The sequence below is a fragment of the Streptomyces sp. NPDC055749 genome (assembly GCF_053617235.1).
Genome location: NZ_JBSHFH010000008.1, coordinates 58,291 through 80,639, shown reverse-complemented (window position 1 = coordinate 80,639; position 22,349 = coordinate 58,291). Strand labels below are relative to the sequence as shown.

Here is a 22,349-nt window from a genome sequence, read left to right as displayed (position 1 = left end):
GGGCTAGGGTGCGCGCATGAGCACAGGACGGCCCCGTATCCCGGCAGGCGTCACGGACTGGGTGATCGCCGTCGGCGTGGCAGCTGCGCTGCTGGTCACCGGTCTGTCGGCGCAGCACTCCGCCACGAACCTCGACCTGATCGGCTACGCCCTGCTGGTGGCCGGCGGTCTGGCGCTGGCCGCGCGACGTCGGGCTCCGGTTCTCGTACTGGCCGTCACCGGGCTGTGCGCGGTGGGGTATCAGGGGGCCGGTTTCGACGTGGCGGTCGTCGCGTTCCTGTTCGCGGTGTACGCCGCTGTGCGGGCGGGACACCGCCGCGCCACGGTCGCGGCGAGCGTGACGATGCTGGCCGCTCTCCCGCTCGCGGCCCTGGTTTCCCTGCACGACACGAGCGAGGCGTTCGCGCAGGCGCGGGGCGCGCTGGAGCTGGCTTGGCTGGTCGCGGCCGGCGCGGCGGGCGAGGCGCTGCGGCAGGCCGAACGGCGGGCGGACGAAGCCGAACGTACCCGGGAGGAGACCGCGCGGCGCCGCGCCGACGAGGAACGGCTGCACATCGCGCGTGAGCTGCACGACTCCCTCGTCCACCAGATCTCGATCATCAAGGTGCAGTCCGAAGTCGCCGTCCATGTGGCCCGCAGACGTGGCGAACAGGTGCCGGAGTCCCTGCTGGCGATCCAGCAGGCCGGCCGTGAGGCGACCCGGGAGTTGCGAGCGACGCTGGAGGCGCTTCGTGACGACGACAAGACCCCGCCGCGTGGCCTCGACGACGTTCCGGAGTTGGTGGAGCGGGCCCGGATGACCGGCCTCGACGCGGCGCTGACGATCGAGGGGTCACGGCACGACATGCCGGCCGCGGTGGACCGTACCGTCTACCGGATCGTGCAGGAGTCGCTGACCAACATCGCCCGTCACGCCGCCGCGACGACCGCGTCGATACGGATCGATTACGGTCCGGACGCCCTCACCGTAAGGGTCGATGACGACGGCGGCGGCGCCACGCCTGCCACCCCTTCGGCACCCGGCGTCGGACTGCTCGGGATGCGCGAACGCGTCACCGCTCTCGGCGGCCGCCTGCGTGCGGAGCCTCGTGTCGAGGGCGGCTTCACCGTCCAGGCGGAACTCCCCGTGGACCGGTCGTCGTGATCCGTGTCCTGCTGGTCGACGACCAGCCCCTGCTGCGCAGCGGATTTCGCGCGCTCCTGGACCTGGAGGACGACATCGAGGTGGTGGCCGAGGCAGGTGACGGGGAGCAGGGACTGGCTCTGGCGAAGGAGCACCTGCCCGATGTCGCGCTGATCGACATCCAGATGCCGGTCCTGGACGGGATCGAGACGACCCGGCTCATCGCCGCAGATCCGGCCCTGGCCGCGGTGCACGTCGTCATCCTGACGAACTACGGCTTCGACGAGTACGTCTTCAACGCTCTGCGGGCCGGGGCCGCAGGATTCCTGGTCAAGGACATCGTGCCGGAAGACCTCCTGCACTCCGTTCGTGTCGCGGCGCGCGGCGACGCCCTGCTCGCTCCGTCGATCACTCGCAAGCTGATCAGCCGGTACGTCGCGCAGCCGCCCCGTCCGGCCTCCGCCACGGGGCTGGAGGAGCTGACCGGCCGCGAGCGCGAGGCAGTTGCCCTGGTCGCCCAGGGCCTGTCCAACGACGGGATCGCCGACCGCATGGTGATCAGCCCGCTGACCGCGAAGACCCACATCAACCGGGCCATGACCAAGCTCCATGCCCGCGACCGTGCCCAACTCGTCGTTCTCGCCTACGAATCCGGCCTTGTCGTCCCGCAGAGCCGCTGACCCCCGTTCGCTAGCCTGCCAGTTCGGTGGCAGCGGTAATGATCAGGTCGGTGACCGCGGTCGGCTGGGAGGCCAATGACGCATGGCTGGCGTCGAGTTCGATGATTCCCCGGGGGTTCATGCGCTGGGCCATGCGGCGTTCGTTGTCAGGGTTGATCATGCGGTCCTGGGTGGAAACCTGGTACCAGGTGGGCTTGTTGCGCCAGGCCGGGGCCGTGACGTTGTCTCCGAAGGTGGAGGCCAGGGGAGCCTTCTGGGTGACGGCCATGACGAGTCCCTCGTCGGGGGTCAGGTCCTGGGCGAAGCTCTCGTGGAACTTTTCGGGCTTGATCCACAGGTAGCCGTCGGAGTCGGGTGCCAGGTTCTCGATCGCCGCGGGCGCCAGTTCCTGGCTGATCTGTCCGGGGGACTCCCCCGCGTCGGGTGCGAACGCGGCGATGTAGACGAGGCCGATGACGTTCGGCAGGTCGCCGGCCTCGGTGATGACCGCGCCACCGTAGGAGTGGCCGACGAGCAGGACGGGGCCGTCGATCTGTTCGACCATCTTGCGTGTACGTTCCGCGTCGTCGGCCAGGGAGGTCAGCGGGTTCTCCACCGCGTGGAGCTTGTCGTAGCCGCGGTTGCGCAGCTCGACGATGACCTTGGCCCAGTGGGCGGCGCCACCCCAGAATCCGTGTACCAGGACGATTGAGGGCTTGTCTGCCATGATCTTGCACCGTTCTGCGTGAGGGGTATGGCCTGGCCTCAGCGTTGGTGAGCCCGGACCGCCCCGCGCGCTCTGCGCAGCAGGCGAGTGACGGCGCGGGCCATGCGGATGACGCGCCGCCGTCAGGGTCCGGGGCGGTGGCCGAGGCGTACCCCCTCCCAAGGTGTGTCCGCGGGGAACGATTCCGCGCGGCGTTGGCCGGCCGGGCGCGGGGCGGCCCGTTCTATCCGGGGCTTCGCGCTCTCGGCTCGCTCCAGCCACTCCAGCAGTTCCTGGCGCAGCTTGTCGGCGACCGCTCGGTGCGAGGTGAGCCCGGCGAGGTTGTCCAGCTCGTACGGATCGGCTGCCAGGTCGTACAGCTCGGTCTCGGTGTAGCGGTCGGCGTCCGGGTCGTTCCAGGCGTCCGCCTCCGGCGCCTCCACCGCGTACTTCCACCGGGAGGTGCGTACCGCGCGGCCCACCCGGTCCTCGCTGATCTGGACGAACACGGAGGCGGGCCGGCCTGGATCGCGGCCCCCGCCGGTCAGCGGCAGCAGGGAGCGTCCCTGTACGCCGTCGGGTACCGCGATGCCCGCGGCCGACAGGAGTGTCGGCATCAGGTCGACCGTTCCGACCGGCTGCCGGACGAGCCCTCCGCCGGTGAAGCCGGGCCCGGTGAGGGCGAGCGGTACGCGAACGGACGCGTCGTGCGCCGAGCGTTTGTACTCGCTGTTGCGGGTACGGAAGTGGGAGCCGTGATCCGCTGTCCACGCCAGCACCGTGTTCTCCTCGGTCCCCAGACTCCGCAACGCGTCGCGCAGCCTGCCCACCCCCTCGTCCACCCGCTTGATCTGGCCGAGGTATCCGGCAAGGTGGCGATGGGCACCACCTTGCGGAGCGCCCGGTGCGAGTGCGGCCAGGTCGGGTGGCAGCCAGGTTCCCTCGTACCGCTCGCGGTAGCCCGTCGGGGCCGGGTAGTCGTCGGTGGGGTTCTGGTGGTGCGGCTCCAGCAGGGACAGGAAGAGGAGATACGGACGGTCGTGGTGGTCGGCCACGAACCGGATGGCCGCGTCGAACAGTGCGTCGGAGCGGTAGCCGGGGAGCCGGACCGGTTCGCCGTCCTCGTCGTACACCACCGTGCGGTAGGCGTCCGAGGTGAATTCGAGCCGGTCCGATGCGAGCCACTTCTCGTAGCCGCCCCGGCGGGCGGGCGGCACCGGCCCGTCCGGTCCGTCGTCGCCCGCCAGGTGCCACTTGCCGATGTAGCCGGTCACGTATCCCGCCGCACCGAACTCACCCGCGAGCGTGGGGATGTCCTGCGGGAGCGGCAGCCCGTTGCGGAACACGCCTGTGGCGGTGGGGAAGCGGCCTGTCTGGAGAGCCGAACGGGCCGGAGCGCACACCGGGTTGGACGTGATCGTCTGCTCGAACAGGGTGCCTTCGCGGGCGATCCGGTCGAATTCGGGAGTCACGCCTGCGGGGTTGCCGTGCGCTCCGGTCGTGTCCCACCGTTGCTGGTCGGTGAGGACCACGATGACCTGTGGAGGTGCTGCCCCGGTGGGCGGGACGTGGGTGCCGCCCACCGGGTCGGAGTGCCTGCTCACGCGTCGGCCTTCTCGGCCGCCGGAGCCGCCGGAGCGTCCGGAGCCGCCGGGGCATCCGTAGCCACCGAGGCGCCGGAGGCGATGCCGAAGGCCGGGTCGGGCACCTCCTCGGGGCTGATGAGGGTGGAGGAGCGGCCGTCGACACCGACCGGGATGTCGCCGTCGATGGTGACACGGCGGAGCTTGCGCTCATGGGCGTCGGAGTCGTCCACGCCGTAGTGCTGGGTGGCGCGGTTGTCCCAGATGGCGACGTCGCCGGTCTGCCACTGCCAGCGCACGGTGTTCTCCGGGCGCTCGATGTGCGACTGGAACAGGTCGAGGAGGGCACGCGAGTCGCGGCCGGTCAGTTTGCTGATGCGCTGGACGAAGTTGCCGAGAAGCAGGGTGCGTTCGCCGGTCTCCGGGTGAACGCGCACCACCGGGTGCTCGGTGAGGAACTTCGTCGAGGTGAACACCTTCTGGTACTGGGCGAGCGCCTCCGGCCGCGCCTCGGGGCGCAGAGCCACGTAGTCGTAGTCGTTGGAGTGGACGGCGCGCAGGCTGTCGGCGAGGACGCGCAGCGGTTCAGGGAGCCCGGAGTAAGCCGTCGCGGTGTTGGCCCAGAGCGTGTTGCCGCCGTACGGCGGGATGACGACGGCGCGCAGGATCGAGAAGGCCGGGTAGGCCGGTACGAAGGTGACGTCGGTGTGCCACTGGTTGGCCCGGCCCCCGTGGTCGGAGTCGATGCCGAGGGAGTAACGGCCGTCCGCGGAGGGGACGGTGGGGTGGGCGACCGGCGTGCCGAGCAGGCGGCCGAACGCCTCGTGGCTGTCCTCGTCCAGGTGGTCCTGGCCGCGGAAGAAGACGACCTTGTTGGCCAGCAGTGCGGCCCGGACGGCCGCGACGGTCCCGGGGTCGAGGTCTCCGCCGAGGCGGACGCCGGAGATCACGGCGCCGATTCGGCCGCCGACCTTCTCGACGGTGACGGTGGAGGCGGGAGCGGTGGCTGTTGTCGACATGATGGGGATTCCCTTCGGAAGCCAGGGTCGCTGGCAATTAATCTCGGAGCGGAAGTAATTGGGCCGAGCGGGAGCCGGGAGTGAGTGCGTGACGGTGGCGTGTGTGTGGGGGGTGAGGCTGCCGGATGTCAGGGGCGGTAAGGCTCCCGGACCTGCGAGACGGTCAGGCGGTGAGGCCGGAACGGAGTGTCAGGCAGCAGGACAGCAGCGGCCCGGACACGCCGGAGACATTGCGGGACGGCCGGCGCGGGCGGGCCGCGCATCGGGAACGGCCGGCGCGAACATGTCCCGGAGACTTCCAGCGCTCCTCGGCGTACGTCAAGCACGCGTCCCCTCCCCGGGCGGTGCCCCGCAGTGGTTCAATCGGCGCTTGCGCCAGGCCCGTGCCCGTGCGCCACTGCACCGTAAGAACGGCTCTGAACAGCGGTTTTACATGTCCACCGGCACGGGGTGAACGCCCTGCCCCGGAGCCGGGCGCGAGGCCCGGTGCGATTTCACGCCGCCGTAACGTTGCGACCGCTCCGTGTCGCAGGACCGAAGGATCGCCTCCATGACAGTCGCCCCGCAGATCTCCCGGACGACCGGTGACGGCCGGCGTGAGGCCAACGCCGCCACGGTGCTCCGTACGGTGCTCGATCACGGGCCCGTAGCCCGCCGGTCGATCGCGGAACTGTCCGGTCTGAGCCCGGCCGCCGTCTCACGTCAGTGCACCGACCTCGTCCGCCTGGGCCTGGTACGGGAGTTGCCCGAGCTGGTGGAGAGCACCGGTGTGGGCAGACCTCAGATCCCGGTGGACCTGCACACCGGGGAGACCGGAGGCCCGGTGGCCGGCGGCGTCCACATCGGCGTGCCCGGATCGACGTTCGGCCTGCTGGACCTGCGCGGCCGGCTGCTGGCCCGCCGCGCGCTCCCGCACGACGGCATCGCCCCCGAGGATCTGTCGCGTCGGATCCTCGACGGGCTGCGCGCGTTTCTGGCCGATGCCGGCCGGGGCCGCCGCCTGCTGGGTGTTGGTGCCGCACTCGGCGGCTGGGTGGATCCGGGTCTTGGGACGGCCGTGCGCCACGACACGTTGGGCTGGCACCAGCGTCCGCTCGCCGCCGAACTGGGCCGTGGCCTCGGCGGACTTGAGGTGCGGATCGATAATCACGCCCGTGCCATCGCGCAGTCCGAGATCCTCTTCGGGAGGCCCGCCGCGCGCCGCAGTCTGGTGCATCTCTTCGTCGGCAACGTGGTCGATGCCGCGCTGGGCATCGCCGGGGTGGTCCACCAGGGGCCGGGGTCGGGTGCGGGGGACGTGGCACATCTGCCCGTACCGGACTCCACGGCTCCCTGCCCCTGCGGGCGGTCCGGCTGTCTGGAGGCGACGGCTTCCAACACGGCTGTCGCGCTGACGGCCGTGCGGCGCGGGATCGTGCCGGAGCCCGATGCGTTCCTCGTGGTGGACGCGGCGGCTGCCGGGGACCGGCGCGCGGACCGGCTGCTGCGTGAGCGGGCGCGCGCGGTCGGCCGGGCGGTGGCCCTGCTGCTCGATGTCCTCAACCCCGATCTGGTAGTGGTCACGGAGCACTCCAGCCTCGTCAACCCTGAGTACCTGGAAGAAATCCGGGGCGCCGCGGTCGATCTGTCGCACGTCTGCGGGGACCCCGAGCGGATCGTGAGTCCGCATGCCGGGACGGCGGTGCTGCCCGTCGCTGCGGGCACAATTCTGCTGAACCCGCTGTTCAGGAGCCCTTTGGCAACGTTCGACCAGTAGCCGTACGTAAGGTGCGCGGGGAAGATTCGTACCAGGATCCGGACAGACCGGGTTGACCGTCCGGCGAAGCCGCTGTCATATTGCTCCCGTGAACCCGGACTTGCGCCTCATCTCCCGCAGGCATGTCGACCTCTGTCGACAGGCCAGCGCGGTCTGTGCCGTCCACATCTGACCCGGACCGAATCCCCCACGGGCCCGGCCGGGTATCCGCAGCGCGTCGCTGACGCGGCATCCGTGAAGCGACGCCGCCCGCCGGACCGCTGCCCCGGTTCCCCGTACCGCGTGCCGGCCTGATCCGTCGGCCCGGCACCTCTCCTCTTCTCCACTCCTCGTGCTGATCCCGCACGCCCTCACGGATCCCTCACGGCCGCGCGTCCTGCATTTTCAATTGCTACCGCAGCGGAATCAATGCACGAATGCGCGCATTTCACCGTCCCTCACCGTCACAGGCAGGCTTTCGATGACCGAGCTGCACCCCTCCATGTCCACCGGACCGACCCGGCGCTCCACCCTGCGCGCCGCAGGCGGCGGCACCCTGCTTCTCGGACTGGGCCTGGCGGGCTGCCGCTCGGCGGTCTCGGAGCCCTCGTCCGAACCGAAGAGCGCCGGTGCCGCGCCCAAGCGCGGTGGAATTCTCAGCGTCGCCATCAACAGCGACTTCACGCCCGGCCTGCTGTTCGCGCAGAGCGGGCAGTCCTACCAGCACCGGCTGATCTACAACACGCTGACCAGGTACGACGAGCGGCTCAGGCCGAAGCCGGAGCTGGCCAGCTCCTGGACGTACGCGAAGGACGGGCGCAGCATCACGCTCCGGCTGCGCGACGACGTCACCTTCCACAACGGCCGGAAGTTCACATCAGACGACGTGATCTTCGCGGTGAAGAACCTTCAGAACCCTGTACGTGCAGCCCAGTTGCGCAGCACCGCCGCCACGATCACCGGATTCGAGAAGCGCGGTGAGCACGAGCTGGTGCTCAGGCTTTCACATCCGGTGAACAACCTCTTCGACCTCTTCGAATTCATGATCATCACCGATCCGGAGTCGGTCGAGGACGCCGTCACCGGCAAGAAGCTGATCGGCACCGGCCCGTTCAAGCTCAAGAAGTGGAGCCCCGGCTCCGGTCTGAGCCTGACGAGGCACGACAGCTACTGGCAGCCCGGCCGCCCTTACCTCGACGGAGTCGAACTGCGGGTGATACCCCAGGCCGACGCGCTGATCTCGTCCCTGCGCTCCGGCCAGTCCCAGCTCTCCTTCAACGTTCCGGGCAAGAGCCTCGTTACGGTCAAGGGCGAGCCCCGGCTCACCATCACGGATTACGACACGGGCTCCGGTGCCGTCTACATCGGCGTCAACACCACCATCAAGCCGCTGGACGACCGCACCGTCCGTCAGGCCATCGCCTGGGCCGTCGACCGTGACCGGATCCTCGCGCAGGCCCTCGGCGGCTACGGTCTGGCCTCCGCAGCCCCGTGGCCCAAGTCCTCGCCCGCCTTCTCCGAGGCCCACCGCACCCACTACACCCACGACGCGGGCAAGGCCCGGGAACTGCTGAAATCCGCAGGGCACAGCAAGCTTGAACTCCCTTTGCTGCACCTGGCGTTGCCCGGTGAGACCGCGATCGCCGAAGCGCTCCAGTACGACCTGGAACAGGTGGGAATCCACGTCACGCTCCAGCCCACCGACCCGGCCACCGCGCAGAAGAAGCTCATCTCCCAGGGCATGCCGGCTCTGTGGACCATGGGGCACGGCTTCTCCCAGGTGCAGCCCTCCACCCTCGCCGTGAGCGCCTATCCGTTCAACGAGGCGAAGAACACCTCCAAGTACCGCTCGGCCGAGTACACCCAGGTCGTACGGGAGGCATGGACGAAGCGCGAGTCGAGTCCTGCGGAGGCCAACGCCCTGCACGAGAAGATCTCCGGCATCCTGCTCGACGAGGCGTTCATCATCGACCTCGTCGTCCGCGGGCAGGTCCAGGTCGCCGCCGACCGGCTGCACGGCGTGACCCTGAACAAGTTCTCGTACCTGAACCTCGACAACGCCTACCTGGTGTGACATGCGCGGCTACCTGCTCCGACGGCTGCCGTCCGCCGTCCTCGTCCTGCTCGGGGCCTCGTTCCTGATCTTCGCCATCCTGCGGCTCGTCCCCGGTGACCCGGCCACCTCGCTCGCCGGCCCCGACGCCGACGCGGCGACTGTCGCCGCGATCCGCGAGCGCCTCGGCCTCGACGCACCCCTGCTCTCCCAGTACGCGCACTGGCTCGGCTCGCTGGTGACGGGCGACCTCGGACCCTCGTACGCGATCGGCGGCCAGACCGCCGACCTGATCGGGGACGGGCTCGGCGCCACGGCCGAACTCACCCTGGCCGCCCTGCTCTTCGTGATCGGGCTCGGTACGGCCTTCGGCGTGCTCGGGGCCACATCCCGCAGGCGCTGGGTCCGGACATCGATCCGGGTGATCACCACCGCCGCACTGGCCGTGCCGCCCTTCGTCAGCGGCGTACTCCTCGTGCTGCTGTTCGCCGTCCTCCTCGGCGTGCTGCCGCCGGGCGGCCGGGTCGCCTTCCTCACCGCACCCGACCTCGCGGCGCAGTACCTGCTGCTGCCCGCGCTCTGCCTCGCCCTGCCCAGCGCCGCCGTAGTCGGCCGCTATCTCAAGGACGGGATCGAGCGCGCGCTTGCCGAGGACTACATCCGTACCGCCACCGCGGCCGGTGTGACACCGCGACGGCTGCTGTGGCGGCACGCCCTGCCGAACGCCCTGCCGCCCGTCGTCACCCTGCTCGGCATGCAGACCGGGCATCTGCTCGGCGGCGCCGTACTCGTCGAGGCGATCTTCGCCTGGCCGGGACTCGGTCAGCTCGCCGAACAGGGCCTCACCCGCAGGGACTACCCGGTCGTCCAGGACCTCCTTCTGCTCCTGGTAGCCGTCTTCGTCCTCGTCCAGCTGCTCACGGACCTCGTGTACGCCTGGCTCGACCCCCGGATCAGGTGGGAGTAACCGCCATGACCTCGACCACCGACCTCACCACGGGCCCCGCCACCGGCCCGCCCCCAACCGCCTCCGCCTCCGCCCGCAAAGCGCTTCGCCCGCCACGCAAGCACCACCCCTACCGCAGCGCACTGTCCACCGCCCGGGGCCGCACCGGTCTCGTCCTCGTCGGCGCCGTGATCCTCGCCGGGCTGCTCGCACCGCTCCTCGCCGGACACGGGCCGACCGAGCAGAGCGGCCAGAGCCTCGCGGCCCTCGGCACCCCGGGGCATCCGCTCGGCACCGACGATCTCGGCCGGGACCTGCTCAGCCGGTTCCTGTACGGCATCCGCGCCGACCTCGGCATCATCTCGCTCGCCGTCCCCATCGGCGCCGTTCTCGGCTGCCTGTTCGCCCTGGTCGCCGCCGCGCACCCGGTCGCCGACACTGTCGTCCAGCGGATCTTCGACCTCCTTCTCGCCTTTCCCGGCCTGATCCTGGCGCTCGCCGTGACCGCGATCCTCGGCCCCGGCCGGCTCCCCGTCGTCCTCGTCATCGCGCTCGCCGAGATCCCGGTCTTCGGGCGGCTGCTGCGCGGCGGAATCCTCGTACAGCGGGAACGCGAGTACGTCACCGCCGCCCGGGTCGGGGGCAGTTCCGGCTCGCGGGTGCTGGTCCGGCACATCCTGCCCAACGCCGCCGACCCGCTCATCGTCCAGATCGCCGTATCGCTGACCGTCGCCGTCTTCATCGAGGGCGCGATGAGTTTCCTCGGCGTGGGGGTACGGCCGCCGGAGCCCACCCTCGGAGCCGTACTGAGCCAGTCCATGCCCTATCTCGCCCAGGCCCCCCATTTCGCGGCGGGCCCTCTGATCACCGTGACCGCGCTCGTCCTCGGCCTCTCGCTCATCGCCGAGGCGCTCAACCGGGAGATGCGCCGATGACCGCCCAGGACCTGCTGCAAGTCCGTGACCTAGGCGTCGAGTTCACCGCCGCCGACGGCTCGGTTCTGCGCGCCGTGCGCGGGGTCTCCTTCGACCTGCGTCGCGGCGAGACGCTGGCCGTCGTCGGCGAGTCGGGATCAGGCAAGTCCACCACCGCGCTCGCGCTGACACGGATGCTGCCCGGCACCGGCCACGTCACCACCGGCTCGGTCAGGCTGGACGGCCGGGACCTGGCCGCCGCCGGCGAGGAGGAGCTGCGCGCGGTGCGCGGCGCCCGCATCGGAATGATCTTCCAGGACCCGATGACGGCTCTCAACCCCGTACTCACGTCAGGCCGGCACCTCGACGAAGTGCTGCGCGCGCACGGGAACCACGACCGGGCGGCGCGCCGGGCCCGCGCGGTCGAACTCCTCGACCGGGTCGGTATCCCCGATCCGCACCGGCGCGTGGACGACCATCCGCACCAGTTCTCCGGCGGCCAGCGGCAGCGCATCCTCATCGCCATGGCCCTGGCGGGCGAACCCGACATCCTTCTCGCCGACGAACCGACGACCGCGCTCGACGCCACCGTCCAGGACCAGATCCTCACCCTGCTGGCCGACCTCAACCGGGAGACCGGCACCGCCCTCGTCCTCATCACGCACAACATGGGTGTCGTCGCCCGCGCCTGCGAACGCGTCCTGGTCATGTACGGCGGCACGGTCGTCGAGGACGGGCCCACCGCCGAGGTGCTCAACCGCCCCCGCCACCCGTACACCGCAGGGTTGCTCGCCGCGGTCCCGCGGCTGTCCAGCCCGTCCGGTACGCGGCTCACCGGCATCCCCGGCAGTCCGCCCGACCTCGCCCTGCTCGGTAGCGGCTGCGCGTTCGCCGACCGCTGCACGCTCGTCGAGGACCGCTGCCGTACCGGGACACCGCCGCTCGCGCGGGTCGCGGACGGCGTACGTGTGGCCTGCCTGCCCGCGGCCGGGCGCACCGAGCCCCTGCCCGTGCCCGCTGCGCCCTCCCGGATCGACCGGCCCACTCCCGGGGGCGTCGTCCTGGAGGCCGACGGGCTGCGCAAGACGTACAAGCGGCGCGGGGCGCGCGGGCGCGGCTTCACCGCGCTCGACGGGGTCTCCCTGACCCTCGCCGGCGGGGAGACCCTCGGGATCGTCGGCGAGTCCGGCTCCGGGAAGTCCACCCTGGCCCGTGTCCTGGCGCACGCCCACCCCGCCGACGGCGGCACGATGCGGTTGCGGGGCGAGGACGTCACGCGGCCCTCGCGCCGCGAGCTGCACGCGGTGCGCCGCCAGGTCCAGATGGTGTTCCAGGACCCGTACGCCTCCCTCAACCCGCGGATGACGGTGGGTGAGATCGTCGCCGAACCCCTGATCGCCTTCGGCCTGGGCGACCGGGACGAGCGGGCGGAGCGGGTGGCGGATCTGCTGCGCCTGGCGGGTCTCGACCCGGCCGTCGCCGACCGGCACCCGCGCTCCTTCTCCGGCGGGCAGCGCCAGCGGATCGGCATCGCCCGCGCGCTCGCCCCCGAGCCATCCGTCCTCATCTGCGACGAGCCCGTCTCCGCTCTCGACGTCTCCGTCCAGGCGCAGATCGTCGGACTCCTCACCGATCTCCAGCGCGACCTGGGCCTCGCCCTGGTCTTCATCGCGCACGATCTCGCGGTCGTGCGGCAGGTCAGCCACCGCATCGCGGTGATGCACGGGGGCCGGATCGTGGAGAGCGGCAGCGCCGACGAGGTCTGCGAGCGCCCCCGGGACCCGTACACCCGCGCCCTGCTGGCGGCGGCGCCCGAACCCGTGCCCCGGGCCGCCCGTCCTCCGCGCGCCCGGAAGACAGGGGTGCTCGCGTGAACGCGTGCTGCGCTCCCGGGCGGGCCTGTCCGGGTGAGGCGGGAGTGGCCCTGCTCGGCCTTCCGTCGGTACGCCGCACCGAGGCACCGCGGTCTGTCGCGCACCGGGCGATGGCCGAACTGCCCGGCGGGGTCTTCCGGATGGGCGACGCCTTCGGCGAGGGGTACCCCGCCGACCGGGAGGGGCCGGTGCGCGAGGTGACCGTGGCGCCGTTCGCCATCGACATCACCGCCGTCAGCAACGCCGACTGGGCGGCCTTCGCGGACGCCACCGGCTACCGCACGGACGCCGAGCGCTACGGCAGTTCGTACGTGTTCCACCAGCTCGTCCAACCGGCGGCCGGGCCTCACATCCTGGGGCGGGTCCCCGGTGCGCCCTGGTGGCTGGGGGTCGCCGGGGCGTCCTGGGAGGCGCCCGACGGGCCGGGCTCGGAGATCGCGGACCGGGCCGATCATCCGGTCGTCCATGTCTCGTACGACGACGCTCTGGCCTACTGCGACTGGGCCGGGGTCCGGCTGCCCACCGAGGCCGAATGGGAGTACGCGGCCCGGGGCGGCCTGGACGGCGCCCGCTATCCGTGGGGCGACGACTTCACCCCCGGCGGGCGCGAGATGTGCAACACCTGGCGAGGCCGCTTCCCGAACCGTTCGCACCGGCCCGGAGGCCGCACGGGCACAGTGCCCGTCACCTCGTACGAACCCAACGGCTTCGGCCTCTTCAACACCTCCGGCAACGTCTGGGAGTGGTGCGCCGACGCCTTCGGGCACGGCGAACGCGTCATCCGGGGCGGCTCCTACCTGTGCCACAGCTCGTACTGCAACCGGTACCGGGTCGCCGCCCGCTCCCACAACACCCCCGACTCCTCGACCGGGCACGGCGGTTTCCGCTGCGCACGCGACCTCAACGACGACGGAGGCTTCCGCCCATGACCACCAGCGACAGTCCGACCCCGAGCGGCAGGCAGACCACCGGCGCCCGACGCGATCCGTACGACGGCTTCCCCGGCCGGATCGGCCGCACCTTCGGCGAATCCGAGCCGGCCTGGCCGCCGCGCACCGCCCCGCCGCGGAAGGCACCCAACATCGTGGTCGTCCTCGTCGACGACATGGGCTACAGCGACATCGGCCCGTTCGGCTCCGAGATCGCCACTCCCACCCTCGCGGCGCTGGCCGACGAGGGTGTACGGCTCACCAACTACCACACGATGCCGCTGTGTTCACCGGCACGGGCCGCGCTGCTCACCGGACTCAATCCGCACCGCGTCGGCTACGCAATGGTCGCCAACTCCGATCCCGGCTTCCCCGGGTACGGCATGGAGATCGCCGACGACATCCCCACGCTCGCCGAACTGCTTCACGACTCCGGCTACGCCACCTACGCCGTCGGCAAGTGGCATCTGGTCCGCGACTCGGCATCCAATGCCGCGGACGACCGGGACAATTGGCCGCTGCGCAAGGGCTTCGACCAGTACTACGGAGTCCTGGAGGGCCTCACCAGCCTCTTCCACCCGCACCAACTGGTGCGCGACAACAGCCCACTGGACATCGACGAGTTCCCCGACGACTACTACTACACCGACGACATCACCGACCAGGCGATCTCCATGGTGAAGTCGCTGCGCGCCCACGACCCCGACAAGCCGTTCTTCCTCTACCTGGCGCACAACGCCGTCCACGGCCCGCTCCAGGCGAAGGAGACGGACATCGCCCGCCACCGGGGACGCTACGACGAGGGCTGGGACGTGCTGCGCGAGAAGCGATTCGCCGCCCAGCTCGCCGACGGGCTGTTCCCGCCCGGCACCGAACTCCCGGCGCGCAACAGCGAGGCCGGACTCGACGTACCGGCCTGGTCCGACCTCACCGAGGAGCAACAGAAGCTCTACGCCCGCTACATGGAGGTGTACGCGGCGCTCGTCGACAACATCGACCAGAACCTGGGCAGACTCACCGAGACCCTCGAAGCCCTGGGGGAACTCGACAACACCATCATCGTCTTCACCTCCGACAACGGCGGCACCGGCGAGGGCGGGGCCGAGGGAACCCGCTCGTACTTCAGCCGCTTCGTCCACCACCCCGCCCTGCCGGGCGACTGGACCCCGGATGTCGACCGGGACCCCGAACTGATCGGCGGCCCGCGCAGCCTGGTCCACTACCCGCGCGGCTGGGGCATGGCCTCGAACACTCCGTTCCGCCTCTACAAAGGACACACCTACGCCGGCGGCGTCCGCGTCCCGTTCGTGCTGTCCTGGCCGAAGGGCGCCCGTGAGGGGCAGCTCACGCCCGGACTACGGACGCAGTATCAGTACGTCACCGACATCGCCCCCACCCTGCTGCGACTGGCGGGGCTCGAACGGCCGGCGGAGCGGCGCGGCACCGTACTCCAGGAGCTGGACGGGATCAGCTTCACCCCGGTACTGGCCGACCCGGAACACCGCTCCACGCACCCCGAGCAGTACTGCGAGATGACCGGGAACCGCAGCTACTACCGGGACGGCCACAAGCTCGTCACGCTCCACCGGCCCGGCGCGCCCTACGACGACTCCGAGTGGGCGCTCTACGACATCAGGGCCGACCCGACCGAGATCCACGATCTCGCCGCCGAACGGCCGGGGCTGGTGAAGGAGTTGTCGGACGCGTGGGAGGAGGCGGCCTGGCGCAACGGTGTCTTCCCGCTGCCCGACACCAGTGGTGCGCTCGGCCGCCGCAACCCGGCGGAGCGGCGGCTCGCACGCCCGTTGACCCTGCTGCCCGGCACCCCGGAACTGGAGCGCTACCGCTCCTCGCGACTGATCGCGCTGCGGTCCTTCGAGATCTCCGTGGTCCTGGACGAGGCGGGCGAGGGGGTGCTGGTCTCCCACGGCGACCAGGGTGGTGGGTACGGCCTGTACGTGGAGGGCGGCAGGCTCCACTTCGCGTACAACGAGTACGGCGTGCTCCACGAGACCGACGCCGGGGCGCTGGCACCGGGCGAACACGTCGTCGTACTCGCTGCCGCGGCCGAGCAGGGGCTGCGCTGGAGGTTCACGGTGAGCGTCGACGGCGAGGTGAGGGCGTCCCCGCCGAGCGTCCACCAGCTCATCGGCATGGCCCCGTTCCAGGGCATCAGCATCGGGGTCGACCGCAAGTCTCCGGTCTCCTGGCCGCTGTACGAACGCCATCGTTCCTTCAGGTTCCGGGGCCGGCTGAGGTCGGTGACCTACCTTCCGGGGGCGTCCGGGCCCGACTCCCCGGACGCGGTGGCTGCCGCGCTCAAGGAGGCGGCAGCCGCCTTCGAGTGAGACCGTGACGGCCGTCCCGGGGGGAGGCGGTCAGCCCGGAAGGTCGACCGACACGTGCGGGGCCAGTGACCGCAGGAAGTCCGCGGCGTCGAACATCGCGCCTGCCGAGGCCACGCCCGTCGTCCGGGTCCGCCCGTCCAGGATGCGCTGGACGGCCTCCACCACCAGTGGTGCGGTGACCGCGTAGATGTCCTGGCCGCGGGCCGATGCGCGTCGCTCGACGTCGCCCGCCCGGACCAGGACGTCGACGACGAACATCTGGTCCGACCGCCCCAGCTCGTCGACCGCCTCCGGCGCCGGCGTGTCCTGCCCGGCCAGGTCCCGCGCGGCTTCGACGGCCATGTGGGTGTGGACTTCGGGCACCGCCAAGTGACTGGGCACGGTCACGACATCGGCCATGGTGAAGTCCGCGACCACCGCGTGCCGGCCCAGCGGCTCCGGGAAGATCCAGTCCCGCTCCACCGGCTTGTCGTCGTGGTACTCCAGCGCGCCGTCCACGAACCGTACCCGGCGGCCCGCGCGCCGCTCGTGGGACACCTGACCGGCCACCCGGGTGCCCGGCGTGGGATGCCAGCTGGTCAACCCGTACGCGACGTGCGCCACGTCCGCCGCCGTCCACTCCCCCATCGCCGCGGTGACCAGCAGGTCTCCCAGTCCGCCGTAGAACGCCATCGCCGGCACCACGGGCACGTCGGCCTTCCGGGCCGCTTCCGCGTGGTCGGCGAACATCGCGGCATTCGCTTCGATCTCCGCCGCGACGTCGGCGTAGGGGATTCCCGCCCGCAGGGCTGCCTCGACGACGGGGCCTGCCGTCACAGCGAACGGTCCGGCGCAGTTGATGACAGCCGCCGCGCCTGCGACGGCACGGTCCAGTGCGCTCGCGTCGTCCACGGCGGCGGGCCGTACGACCACGTCCGGCCATTCGGCCGCCAGCGCCTCCAACTGGGCTGCGTTGCGGCCGGAGATGACTGTGGCGATACCGCGCTTCCGAAGTTCGGCGACGACGAAGCGACCTGTGTGCCCTGTCGCCCCGTACACCACAACTGCGCCCGTCGTGCTCATCGTTGTTCCCCGTTCTCGTTGTTCCGATGAGTTCAGTCTCATGGGCGGACGGCCCGGACCGTGATGGTCCGGGAGGACAGCACCCGTACACTTTCGGACATGCCGACTGTCGCACTGCTGACCGCAGGTCACCTGCTGCACTTCGAGCTGGCGGTGGCCTACGAGATCTTCGGCAACCCCCCGCGCGAAGCCACGCAGGGCTGGTACGACGTGCAGCTGTGCGGGCCCGGGCCGGTGCGGGTGGGCCCGTTCATGGTCGAGCCCGACCATGGGCTGGAGCACGTGGTACGCGCCGACACCGTGATCGTTCCCGCGTGCGTGGACATCGACGATCCGCCGCCGGAGGAGCTCGTCGAGGCCGTGCGCGCGGCCCACGAGGCGGGCGCCAGGGTGGCTTCCCTCTGCACCGGGGCGTTCGTGCTCGGCGCCGCGGGGCTGCTGGACGGACGGCGGGCCACCACCCACTGGGCGCATGCGGCGGAGTTGAGCGCGCGCCATCCGCGGGCAATGGTCGATCCGGACGTGCTCTACACGGACAACGGCAGTGTGCTCACGGCCGCGGGAAAGGCCGCCGCCGTCGACCTCTGCCTCCATCTGATCCATCTCGACCACGGCGCCGCGATCGCCAACTCCGTGGCCCGCCGTCTCGTCATGCCGCCTCATCGCCCCGGCGGCCAGGCGCAGTTCGTGGCCACGCCGGTACAGGCCACGGGTGACCACATGCTCGCGCACGTGCTCGCGTGGGTCCAGCAGCGGCTGGACCAGCCGCTGACGGTGACCGACATGGCGCGGAAGGCGAGCACGAGCCCGCGCAATCTCGGACGGCAGTTCCGGTCGGTGATGGGGCAGACTCCGATCCAGTGGCTCCTGATCCAGCGCGTCCGTCGCGCCCAGGAGCTGCTGGAGGCCACCGACCTGAGCATCGAGGCGGTCGCCGTCGCCACCGGCATGGGCACCGCCACGACGCTCCGGCGCCAGTTCAAGAGGATCGTCGGGGTCCCGCCCGACAGCTACCGGCGCTCGTTCCGCACCGCAAGGGCTGTCTGACCCGGGAGCCCGCGCTGTCAGCCCGTGACGATTCCGGTGACGAGGTTGATGGTGGTGGCCAGGATGCTGGCGCCGAAGACGTAGGACAGCAGGCAGTGCCGGAGGGCGACCGCACGGATCACGGACGTGGAGACGTTCGTGTCGGAGACCTGGTAGGTCATGCCGAGGTTGTAACTGAAGTAGAGGAAGTCGCTGTACCGCGGCCGGTCGTCGGTGTTGAAGTCGATTCCGCCTTCCGGCGCCCGGTAGTAGATGTACGCGTAGCGAGTGGCGTACATCAGATGGAGCGCCGCCCAGGCCGTGAACACACCACAGAGCGCTGTCGCGGCGCCGGCGTGGCTCAGGTCCGTATCGCTGACCAGGAGCAGCACCACGATGCCGACGAGTCCGGTCAGGGCTGACCCCACGACGGCGAGCTCCTCCATGACGGGCCGGAACTCCTCGCGGCGGACGTTGTGATGCGTCGTGGCGGCGTTCATGGGCCACAGGACCATCCACCCCGCCACGACGAAGATCGTCTCCGCCACGGCGATACCGGCGAGAACGCCCAGCGGTGCGTGGGTCAGCAAGCCGACGACCACACCGGCAACCGCGCCGAGAACCGTCGCGCCCGCGAGTCGGGGAACAGCGGAAAGCGCCAGCCTGCGGATCATGGGGGCCTCGAAAGTGTTGCCTCGGCGGCACGGAAGTGAGCGTCGGTCTCCCCGCACTTTCAGGGTATCCGCGCATGAACCGGACGGCAGCCCGGCAGCTCCGGCCGCAGTTGCGGGCGTCGAGTGGCGTGCATGGGACGACGGACATAGCTTGCCCGAAAGTAGTGTTTTGCCGCCCTGTGCCCGAATGGTGGAAGGTCGAGAGTCGTGAGCGTCAACAGTGACGACCGGGAACGCCTGATCCCCTTCGGGCCCGCGCCCGAAGGGGATCCGGAGTTCCACCCCTACCACCACCCCGCCGCGGGCTGGGGTGCGGCCAAGAGCGTGAGCCGCTTCCTGGTACGTGAGGGGGCGCTGGTCGACGGCCCGCGGGCGATCATGCGGATGAACCACGAGAACAAGGGGTTCGACTGCCCCGGGTGCGCCTGGCCCGACGACACCAAGGGGCTGCATCTGGACATCTGCGAGAACGGGATCAAGCACGTCACCTGGGAGATGACCCGTAAGCGGGTCGGGCGCGAGTTCTTCGCCGCCCACTCGGTGACCGAGCTGTCCGGGTGGAGCGACTACGACCTCGAGAACGAGGGCCGGCTGACCGAGCCGATGGTCTACGACCCTGATTCGGACCACTACGTCCCGATCAGCTGGAAGGACGCGTTCGAGGTCGTCGGCCGGGCTCTGCGCGAGCTGGAAAGTCCCCATCAGGCGTCGTTCTACACCTCCGGCCGCCTCGGTAACGAGGCGACGTTCCTGTACCAGTTGATGGCCCGCGAACTGGGCACGAACAACCTGCCGGACTGCTCCAACATGTGTCACGAGGCCAGTGGCCGCGCGCTTCAGGCGTCCCTGGGCACCGGAAAGGGGACCGTCGACCTCAAGGACTGGGAGAGCGCCGACGCGCTGTTCATCCTGGGAGTGAACGCCGCCTCCAACGCGCCCCGGATGCTGACCGCCCTGGCCGAGGCGTACCACCGCGGCGCCCAGATCGTGCACGTCAATCCGCTGGTCGAGGCCGCCGCCACCCGCACGATCGTCCCCCACGACTTCATGGACATGGCCCTCTTCAAGACGACCCGGACCAGCACCCTGAACCTGCAGCCCCGCATCGGCGGCGACATGGCTCTGCTGCGTGGCATGGCCAAGGCGGTCCTGAAGCAGTCCACGACCGACCCCAAGGCTCTGGACCAGGAGTTCATCGACCGGCACACCGCCGGCTTCGACGAGTACCGCGCGCTGTGCGAGGCCACTCCTTGGGAGGAGATCGAGACCCAGTCGGGGCTGAGCCGCGACGACATCCTGAAGGCGGCGCGCGTGTACGGCGAAGCCGACCGCAGCATCGTCAGCTGGTGCCTGGGTCTCACCCAGCACGAACACGGCGTCGACACCGTCCGGGAGATCGTCAACCTGCTCCTGCTCCGCGGCAATCTGGGACGGGAGGGCGCAGGTCCCTCCCCCGTGCGGGGGCACAGCAACGTCCAGGGCAACCGCACCTGCGGCATCGATCACCGTCCCACCGACGCGTTCCTCGACCGCCTCGCCGAGGCCTGCGACATCGAGCCGCCCCGTGAGCACGGCCTGGACACCGTGCGCACCATCCCGGCGATGCACCGCGGCGATGTGAAGGTGTTCGTCGGCATGGGCGGAAACTTCGCCCTCGCGGCGCCCGACACCCCGTACACCTACGCGGCCCTGCGCTCCTGCGACCTCACCGTCCAGGTGAGCACCAAGCTGAACCGCAGCCATGTCGTCCACGGCAGCCGGGCGCTCATCCTCCCCTGCCTCGGCCGTACCGAGAAGGACCATCAGCGCAAGGGCATCCAGAGCACGTCCGTCGAGGACTCGATGAGCATGGTCCACATGTCGGTCGGCATGAAGCGCCCCGCCTCACCGCACCTGCTGTCGGAGCCTGCCATCGTCGCCGGGATGGCCCGCGCGGCTCTGCCCGACAGCGCGACGCCGTGGGAGTGGTACATCGAGGACTACGACCGGATCCGGGACACCATGGCCAAGGCTCTCGACGGGTTCGAGGACTTCAACCGGCGTGTGCGCCTGCCCCTCGGCTTCCGTATCAAGCAGCCCGCCCGTGAGCTCGTCTTCCTCACCCCGTCCGGCCGCGCCGAGTTCTCGGCGGCTCCCCTGCCCGACGTCATCCCCGCCCCCGGCACCCTGGCTCTGGGCACGATGCGGTCGCACGACCAGTGGAACACCACCATCTACTCCGACAACGACCGCTACCGGGGCATCAAGAACCTGCGCACGCTCGTCTTCATGAACCGGGCCGACATGCGCGAACGCGGTATCGACGACATGGGCCCCGTCGACATCACCAGTACGGCGCGGGACGGCAGTCAGCGGTTCCTCAACGGCTACCTCGCCGTCCCGTACGACATCCCCCGTGGCTGCGCTGCGGGCTACATGCCCGAGATGAACGTGCTGTGCGCGCTCAGCGACTACAGCACCCAGAGCGACCAGCCGATCATGAAGCACGTCAAGGTCACCATCGGCCCGGCCGCCTGAGCGGGGGCGCGGGTGGCCCTTCTCGGCCACCCGGCGCAGCTCGCGCTCGGCGGGCTGTCGCCCACCTTCATCAGCCGCCGATGGCCGACATGGGACGCTCCGGGCGGCGGAACCCGGGGCTGTTGATCGTGTGGCCGGGGCCCTTGCCTCCGACCGAGGTCCGCCAGGCCGCCTCCAGCGCCGTGTCGTCGGCGCCGCCGCGGAGCAGTGCGCGCAGGTCGGACTCCTCGGTGGCGAAGAGGCAGTTGCGCAGTTGCCCGTCGGCGGTGAGCCGCACCCGGTCGCAACTGCCGCAGAACGGGCGGGTGACACTGGCGATGACCCCCACCACGGCGTCCGTGCCGGCGATCCGCCACTCCTCGGCGGGCGCGTTGCCCTGCCGTCCCACCGGAACAAGCTCGAACCCTTCGCGGAGACGGTCGAGGATCTCCTCGGCGGTGACCATCCGGTCGCGGTCCCAGGCGCCTTGCGCATCCAGGGGCATCGACTCGATGAACCGCATCAGGTAGCCGTTCCCGACGGCGAACGCGGCCAGTTCGGCGATCTCGTCGTCGTTGACCCCACGTACCGGCACCGCGTTGACCTTGACCGGGGAGAGGCCCACGGCGTGGGCGGCGTGCAGTCCGTCGAGCACATCGGTGAGCCGGTCGCGCCGGGTGAGGGTGGCGAACCGCTCGGCGCGCAGGGTGTCCAGGCTGACGTTGACCCGGTTCAGCCCGGCCTCGCGCAGGGCGGCGGCGCTGCGTGCCAGCCCGATGCCGTTGGTGGTGAGCGAGAGGTCCGGGGCCTCGTCCAGGGCGGAGAGGCGGGCGACGAGTCCGGGCAGGCCGCGGCGCAGCAGCGGTTCACCGCCGGTCAGCCTCACCTCGGTGATCCCCAGGCGCTCGGTGGCGACGCGCACCAGACGCACGATCTCGTCATCGGTGAGGATCTCGGCACGGGGCAGCCAGTCCAGACCCTCGGCAGGCATGCAGTACGTGCACCGCAGGTTGCACCGGTCGGTGAGTGACACCCGCAAGTCCGTGTGGACCCGGCCGAAGCGGTCCACCAGAGGCACGGGGGCGCGGCTGGGGTCGGGCTGCGGGAGGGGCACAGGACTGCCTTCCGAATATGGGTATTTGTTGGCCACCGACCACCCTCGGCGAATTCCCGAGGGAAGTCAAAGAGGGATTACCGATGAC

The 22,349-nt window shown here is 70.6% G+C and carries 18 protein-coding genes; 12 read left to right on the top strand and 6 right to left on the bottom strand.

Annotated elements, in window-relative coordinates; translation table 11 throughout:
• Window positions 1-16: 16 nt before the first annotated feature.
• Together ACWGO0_RS08295 and ACWGO0_RS08290 are read left to right on the top strand one after the other, a co-directional pair.
• Window positions 17-1,144, top strand: a complete 1,128-nt coding sequence (locus ACWGO0_RS08295) for a sensor histidine kinase (protein WP_453529909.1) — start codon at window positions 17-19, stop codon at window positions 1,142-1,144.
• On the top strand, window positions 1,141-1,803 hold the full coding sequence (locus ACWGO0_RS08290; protein WP_453529906.1) for a response regulator: 663 nt from the start codon (window positions 1,141-1,143) through the stop codon (window positions 1,801-1,803). Before ACWGO0_RS08295 ends, ACWGO0_RS08290 begins: the two co-directional genes overlap by 4 nt.
• Window positions 1,804-1,813: 10 nt before the next feature.
• On the opposite strand, the gene ACWGO0_RS08285 is transcribed toward ACWGO0_RS08290, so the two are convergent.
• The 3 genes from ACWGO0_RS08285 to ACWGO0_RS08275 form a co-directional block, all read right to left on the bottom strand.
• Entirely contained in the window at window positions 1,814-2,509 is a 696-nt protein-coding gene (locus tag ACWGO0_RS08285) for an alpha/beta hydrolase (RefSeq protein WP_453529903.1), read from the bottom strand.
• Window positions 2,510-2,631: 122 nt separating this feature from the next.
• Entirely contained in the window at window positions 2,632-4,092 is a 1,461-nt protein-coding gene (locus tag ACWGO0_RS08280) for a sulfatase-like hydrolase/transferase (RefSeq protein ID WP_453529900.1), read from the bottom strand.
• The gene (locus tag ACWGO0_RS08275) at window positions 4,089-5,090 is read right to left on the bottom strand and encodes a TauD/TfdA dioxygenase family protein (RefSeq protein WP_453529897.1); all 1,002 of its coding nucleotides are present in this window, start codon (window positions 5,088-5,090) and stop codon (window positions 4,089-4,091) included. The genes ACWGO0_RS08280 and ACWGO0_RS08275 overlap by 4 nt, the downstream gene beginning before the upstream one ends.
• 550 nt (window positions 5,091-5,640) lie before the next feature.
• Here ACWGO0_RS08275 and ACWGO0_RS08270 point away from each other — a divergent pair.
• From ACWGO0_RS08270 to ACWGO0_RS08235, 8 genes are all read left to right on the top strand, one after another.
• Window positions 5,641-6,846 (top strand): ROK family protein, encoded by a 1,206-nt coding sequence (locus ACWGO0_RS08270; RefSeq protein WP_453529894.1) that lies wholly within the window; start codon window positions 5,641-5,643, stop codon window positions 6,844-6,846.
• An 88-nt stretch (window positions 6,847-6,934) separates the two neighbouring features.
• A complete protein-coding gene (locus ACWGO0_RS08265; RefSeq protein WP_453530231.1) occupies window positions 6,935-7,018 on the top strand; it encodes a putative leader peptide in 84 nt (27 codons plus the stop codon).
• Window positions 7,019-7,306: 288 nt separating this feature from the next.
• A complete protein-coding gene (locus ACWGO0_RS08260; RefSeq protein ID WP_453529891.1) occupies window positions 7,307-8,899 on the top strand; it encodes an ABC transporter substrate-binding protein in 1,593 nt (530 codons plus the stop codon).
• A 1-nt stretch (window position 8,900) separates the two neighbouring features.
• Window positions 8,901-9,845, top strand: a complete 945-nt coding sequence (locus tag ACWGO0_RS08255; protein ID WP_453529888.1) for an ABC transporter permease — start codon at window positions 8,901-8,903, stop codon at window positions 9,843-9,845.
• 5 nt (window positions 9,846-9,850) lie between these two features.
• A complete protein-coding gene (locus ACWGO0_RS08250; RefSeq protein WP_453529885.1) occupies window positions 9,851-10,759 on the top strand; it encodes an ABC transporter permease in 909 nt (302 codons plus the stop codon).
• The gene (locus ACWGO0_RS08245; RefSeq protein WP_453529882.1) at window positions 10,756-12,612 is read left to right on the top strand and encodes an ABC transporter ATP-binding protein; all 1,857 of its coding nucleotides are present in this window, start codon (window positions 10,756-10,758) and stop codon (window positions 12,610-12,612) included. The genes ACWGO0_RS08250 and ACWGO0_RS08245 overlap by 4 nt, the downstream gene beginning before the upstream one ends.
• On the top strand, window positions 12,609-13,541 hold the full coding sequence (locus ACWGO0_RS08240) for a formylglycine-generating enzyme family protein (protein WP_453529879.1): 933 nt from the start codon (window positions 12,609-12,611) through the stop codon (window positions 13,539-13,541). The genes ACWGO0_RS08245 and ACWGO0_RS08240 overlap by 4 nt, the downstream gene beginning before the upstream one ends.
• Window positions 13,538-15,889, top strand: coding sequence for an arylsulfatase (locus ACWGO0_RS08235; RefSeq protein WP_453529876.1), 2,352 nt, complete (start codon window positions 13,538-13,540; stop codon window positions 15,887-15,889). The genes ACWGO0_RS08240 and ACWGO0_RS08235 overlap by 4 nt, the downstream gene beginning before the upstream one ends.
• Before the next feature lie 30 nt (window positions 15,890-15,919).
• On the opposite strand, the gene ACWGO0_RS08230 is transcribed toward ACWGO0_RS08235, so the two are convergent.
• Entirely contained in the window at window positions 15,920-16,951 is a 1,032-nt protein-coding gene (locus ACWGO0_RS08230) for a saccharopine dehydrogenase NADP-binding domain-containing protein (RefSeq protein WP_453529873.1), read from the bottom strand.
• A gap of 99 nt (window positions 16,952-17,050) precedes the next feature.
• Here ACWGO0_RS08230 and ACWGO0_RS08225 point away from each other — a divergent pair, with 99 nt between their 5' ends.
• On the top strand, window positions 17,051-17,998 hold the full coding sequence (locus ACWGO0_RS08225) for a helix-turn-helix domain-containing protein (RefSeq protein WP_453529870.1): 948 nt from the start codon (window positions 17,051-17,053) through the stop codon (window positions 17,996-17,998).
• A 17-nt stretch (window positions 17,999-18,015) separates the two neighbouring features.
• On the opposite strand, the gene ACWGO0_RS08220 is transcribed toward ACWGO0_RS08225, so the two are convergent.
• A complete protein-coding gene (locus ACWGO0_RS08220) occupies window positions 18,016-18,651 on the bottom strand; it encodes a DUF1345 domain-containing protein (RefSeq protein WP_453529867.1) in 636 nt (211 codons plus the stop codon).
• A gap of 207 nt (window positions 18,652-18,858) precedes the next feature.
• Between ACWGO0_RS08220 and ACWGO0_RS08215 the strand changes: the two genes are divergently transcribed.
• A complete protein-coding gene (locus tag ACWGO0_RS08215; RefSeq protein WP_453529864.1) occupies window positions 18,859-21,168 on the top strand; it encodes an FdhF/YdeP family oxidoreductase in 2,310 nt (769 codons plus the stop codon).
• Window positions 21,169-21,238: 70 nt separating this feature from the next.
• On the opposite strand, the gene moaA is transcribed toward ACWGO0_RS08215, so the two are convergent.
• A complete protein-coding gene (moaA, locus tag ACWGO0_RS08210; protein ID WP_453529861.1) occupies window positions 21,239-22,261 on the bottom strand; it encodes a GTP 3',8-cyclase MoaA in 1,023 nt (340 codons plus the stop codon).
• Between the last annotated feature and the right edge of the window lie 88 nt (window positions 22,262-22,349).

Excerpts from the sequence above, each read along its gene's own strand:
- ACWGO0_RS08275 (WP_453529897.1), bottom strand. The coding sequence starts at position 5,090 with ATGTCGACAACAGCCACCGCTCCCGCCTCCACCGTCACCGTCGAGAAG.
- ACWGO0_RS08230 (WP_453529873.1), bottom strand. The coding sequence starts at position 16,951 with ATGAGCACGACGGGCGCAGTTGTGGTGTACGGGGCGACAGGGCACACA.
- ACWGO0_RS08285 (WP_453529903.1), bottom strand. The coding sequence starts at position 2,509 with ATGGCAGACAAGCCCTCAATCGTCCTGGTACACGGATTCTGGGGTGGC.
- ACWGO0_RS08235 (WP_453529876.1), top strand. The coding sequence starts at position 13,538 with ATGACCACCAGCGACAGTCCGACCCCGAGCGGCAGGCAGACCACCGGC.
- ACWGO0_RS08245 (WP_453529882.1), top strand. The coding sequence starts at position 10,756 with ATGACCGCCCAGGACCTGCTGCAAGTCCGTGACCTAGGCGTCGAGTTC.
- ACWGO0_RS08270 (WP_453529894.1), top strand. The coding sequence starts at position 5,641 with ATGACAGTCGCCCCGCAGATCTCCCGGACGACCGGTGACGGCCGGCGT.
- ACWGO0_RS08255 (WP_453529888.1), top strand. The coding sequence starts at position 8,901 with ATGCGCGGCTACCTGCTCCGACGGCTGCCGTCCGCCGTCCTCGTCCTG.
- ACWGO0_RS08250 (WP_453529885.1), top strand. The coding sequence starts at position 9,851 with ATGACCTCGACCACCGACCTCACCACGGGCCCCGCCACCGGCCCGCCC.
- ACWGO0_RS08295 (WP_453529909.1), top strand. The coding sequence starts at position 17 with ATGAGCACAGGACGGCCCCGTATCCCGGCAGGCGTCACGGACTGGGTG.
- ACWGO0_RS08225 (WP_453529870.1), top strand. The coding sequence starts at position 17,051 with ATGCCGACTGTCGCACTGCTGACCGCAGGTCACCTGCTGCACTTCGAG.
- ACWGO0_RS08260 (WP_453529891.1), top strand. The coding sequence starts at position 7,307 with ATGACCGAGCTGCACCCCTCCATGTCCACCGGACCGACCCGGCGCTCC.
- ACWGO0_RS08220 (WP_453529867.1), bottom strand. The coding sequence starts at position 18,651 with ATGATCCGCAGGCTGGCGCTTTCCGCTGTTCCCCGACTCGCGGGCGCG.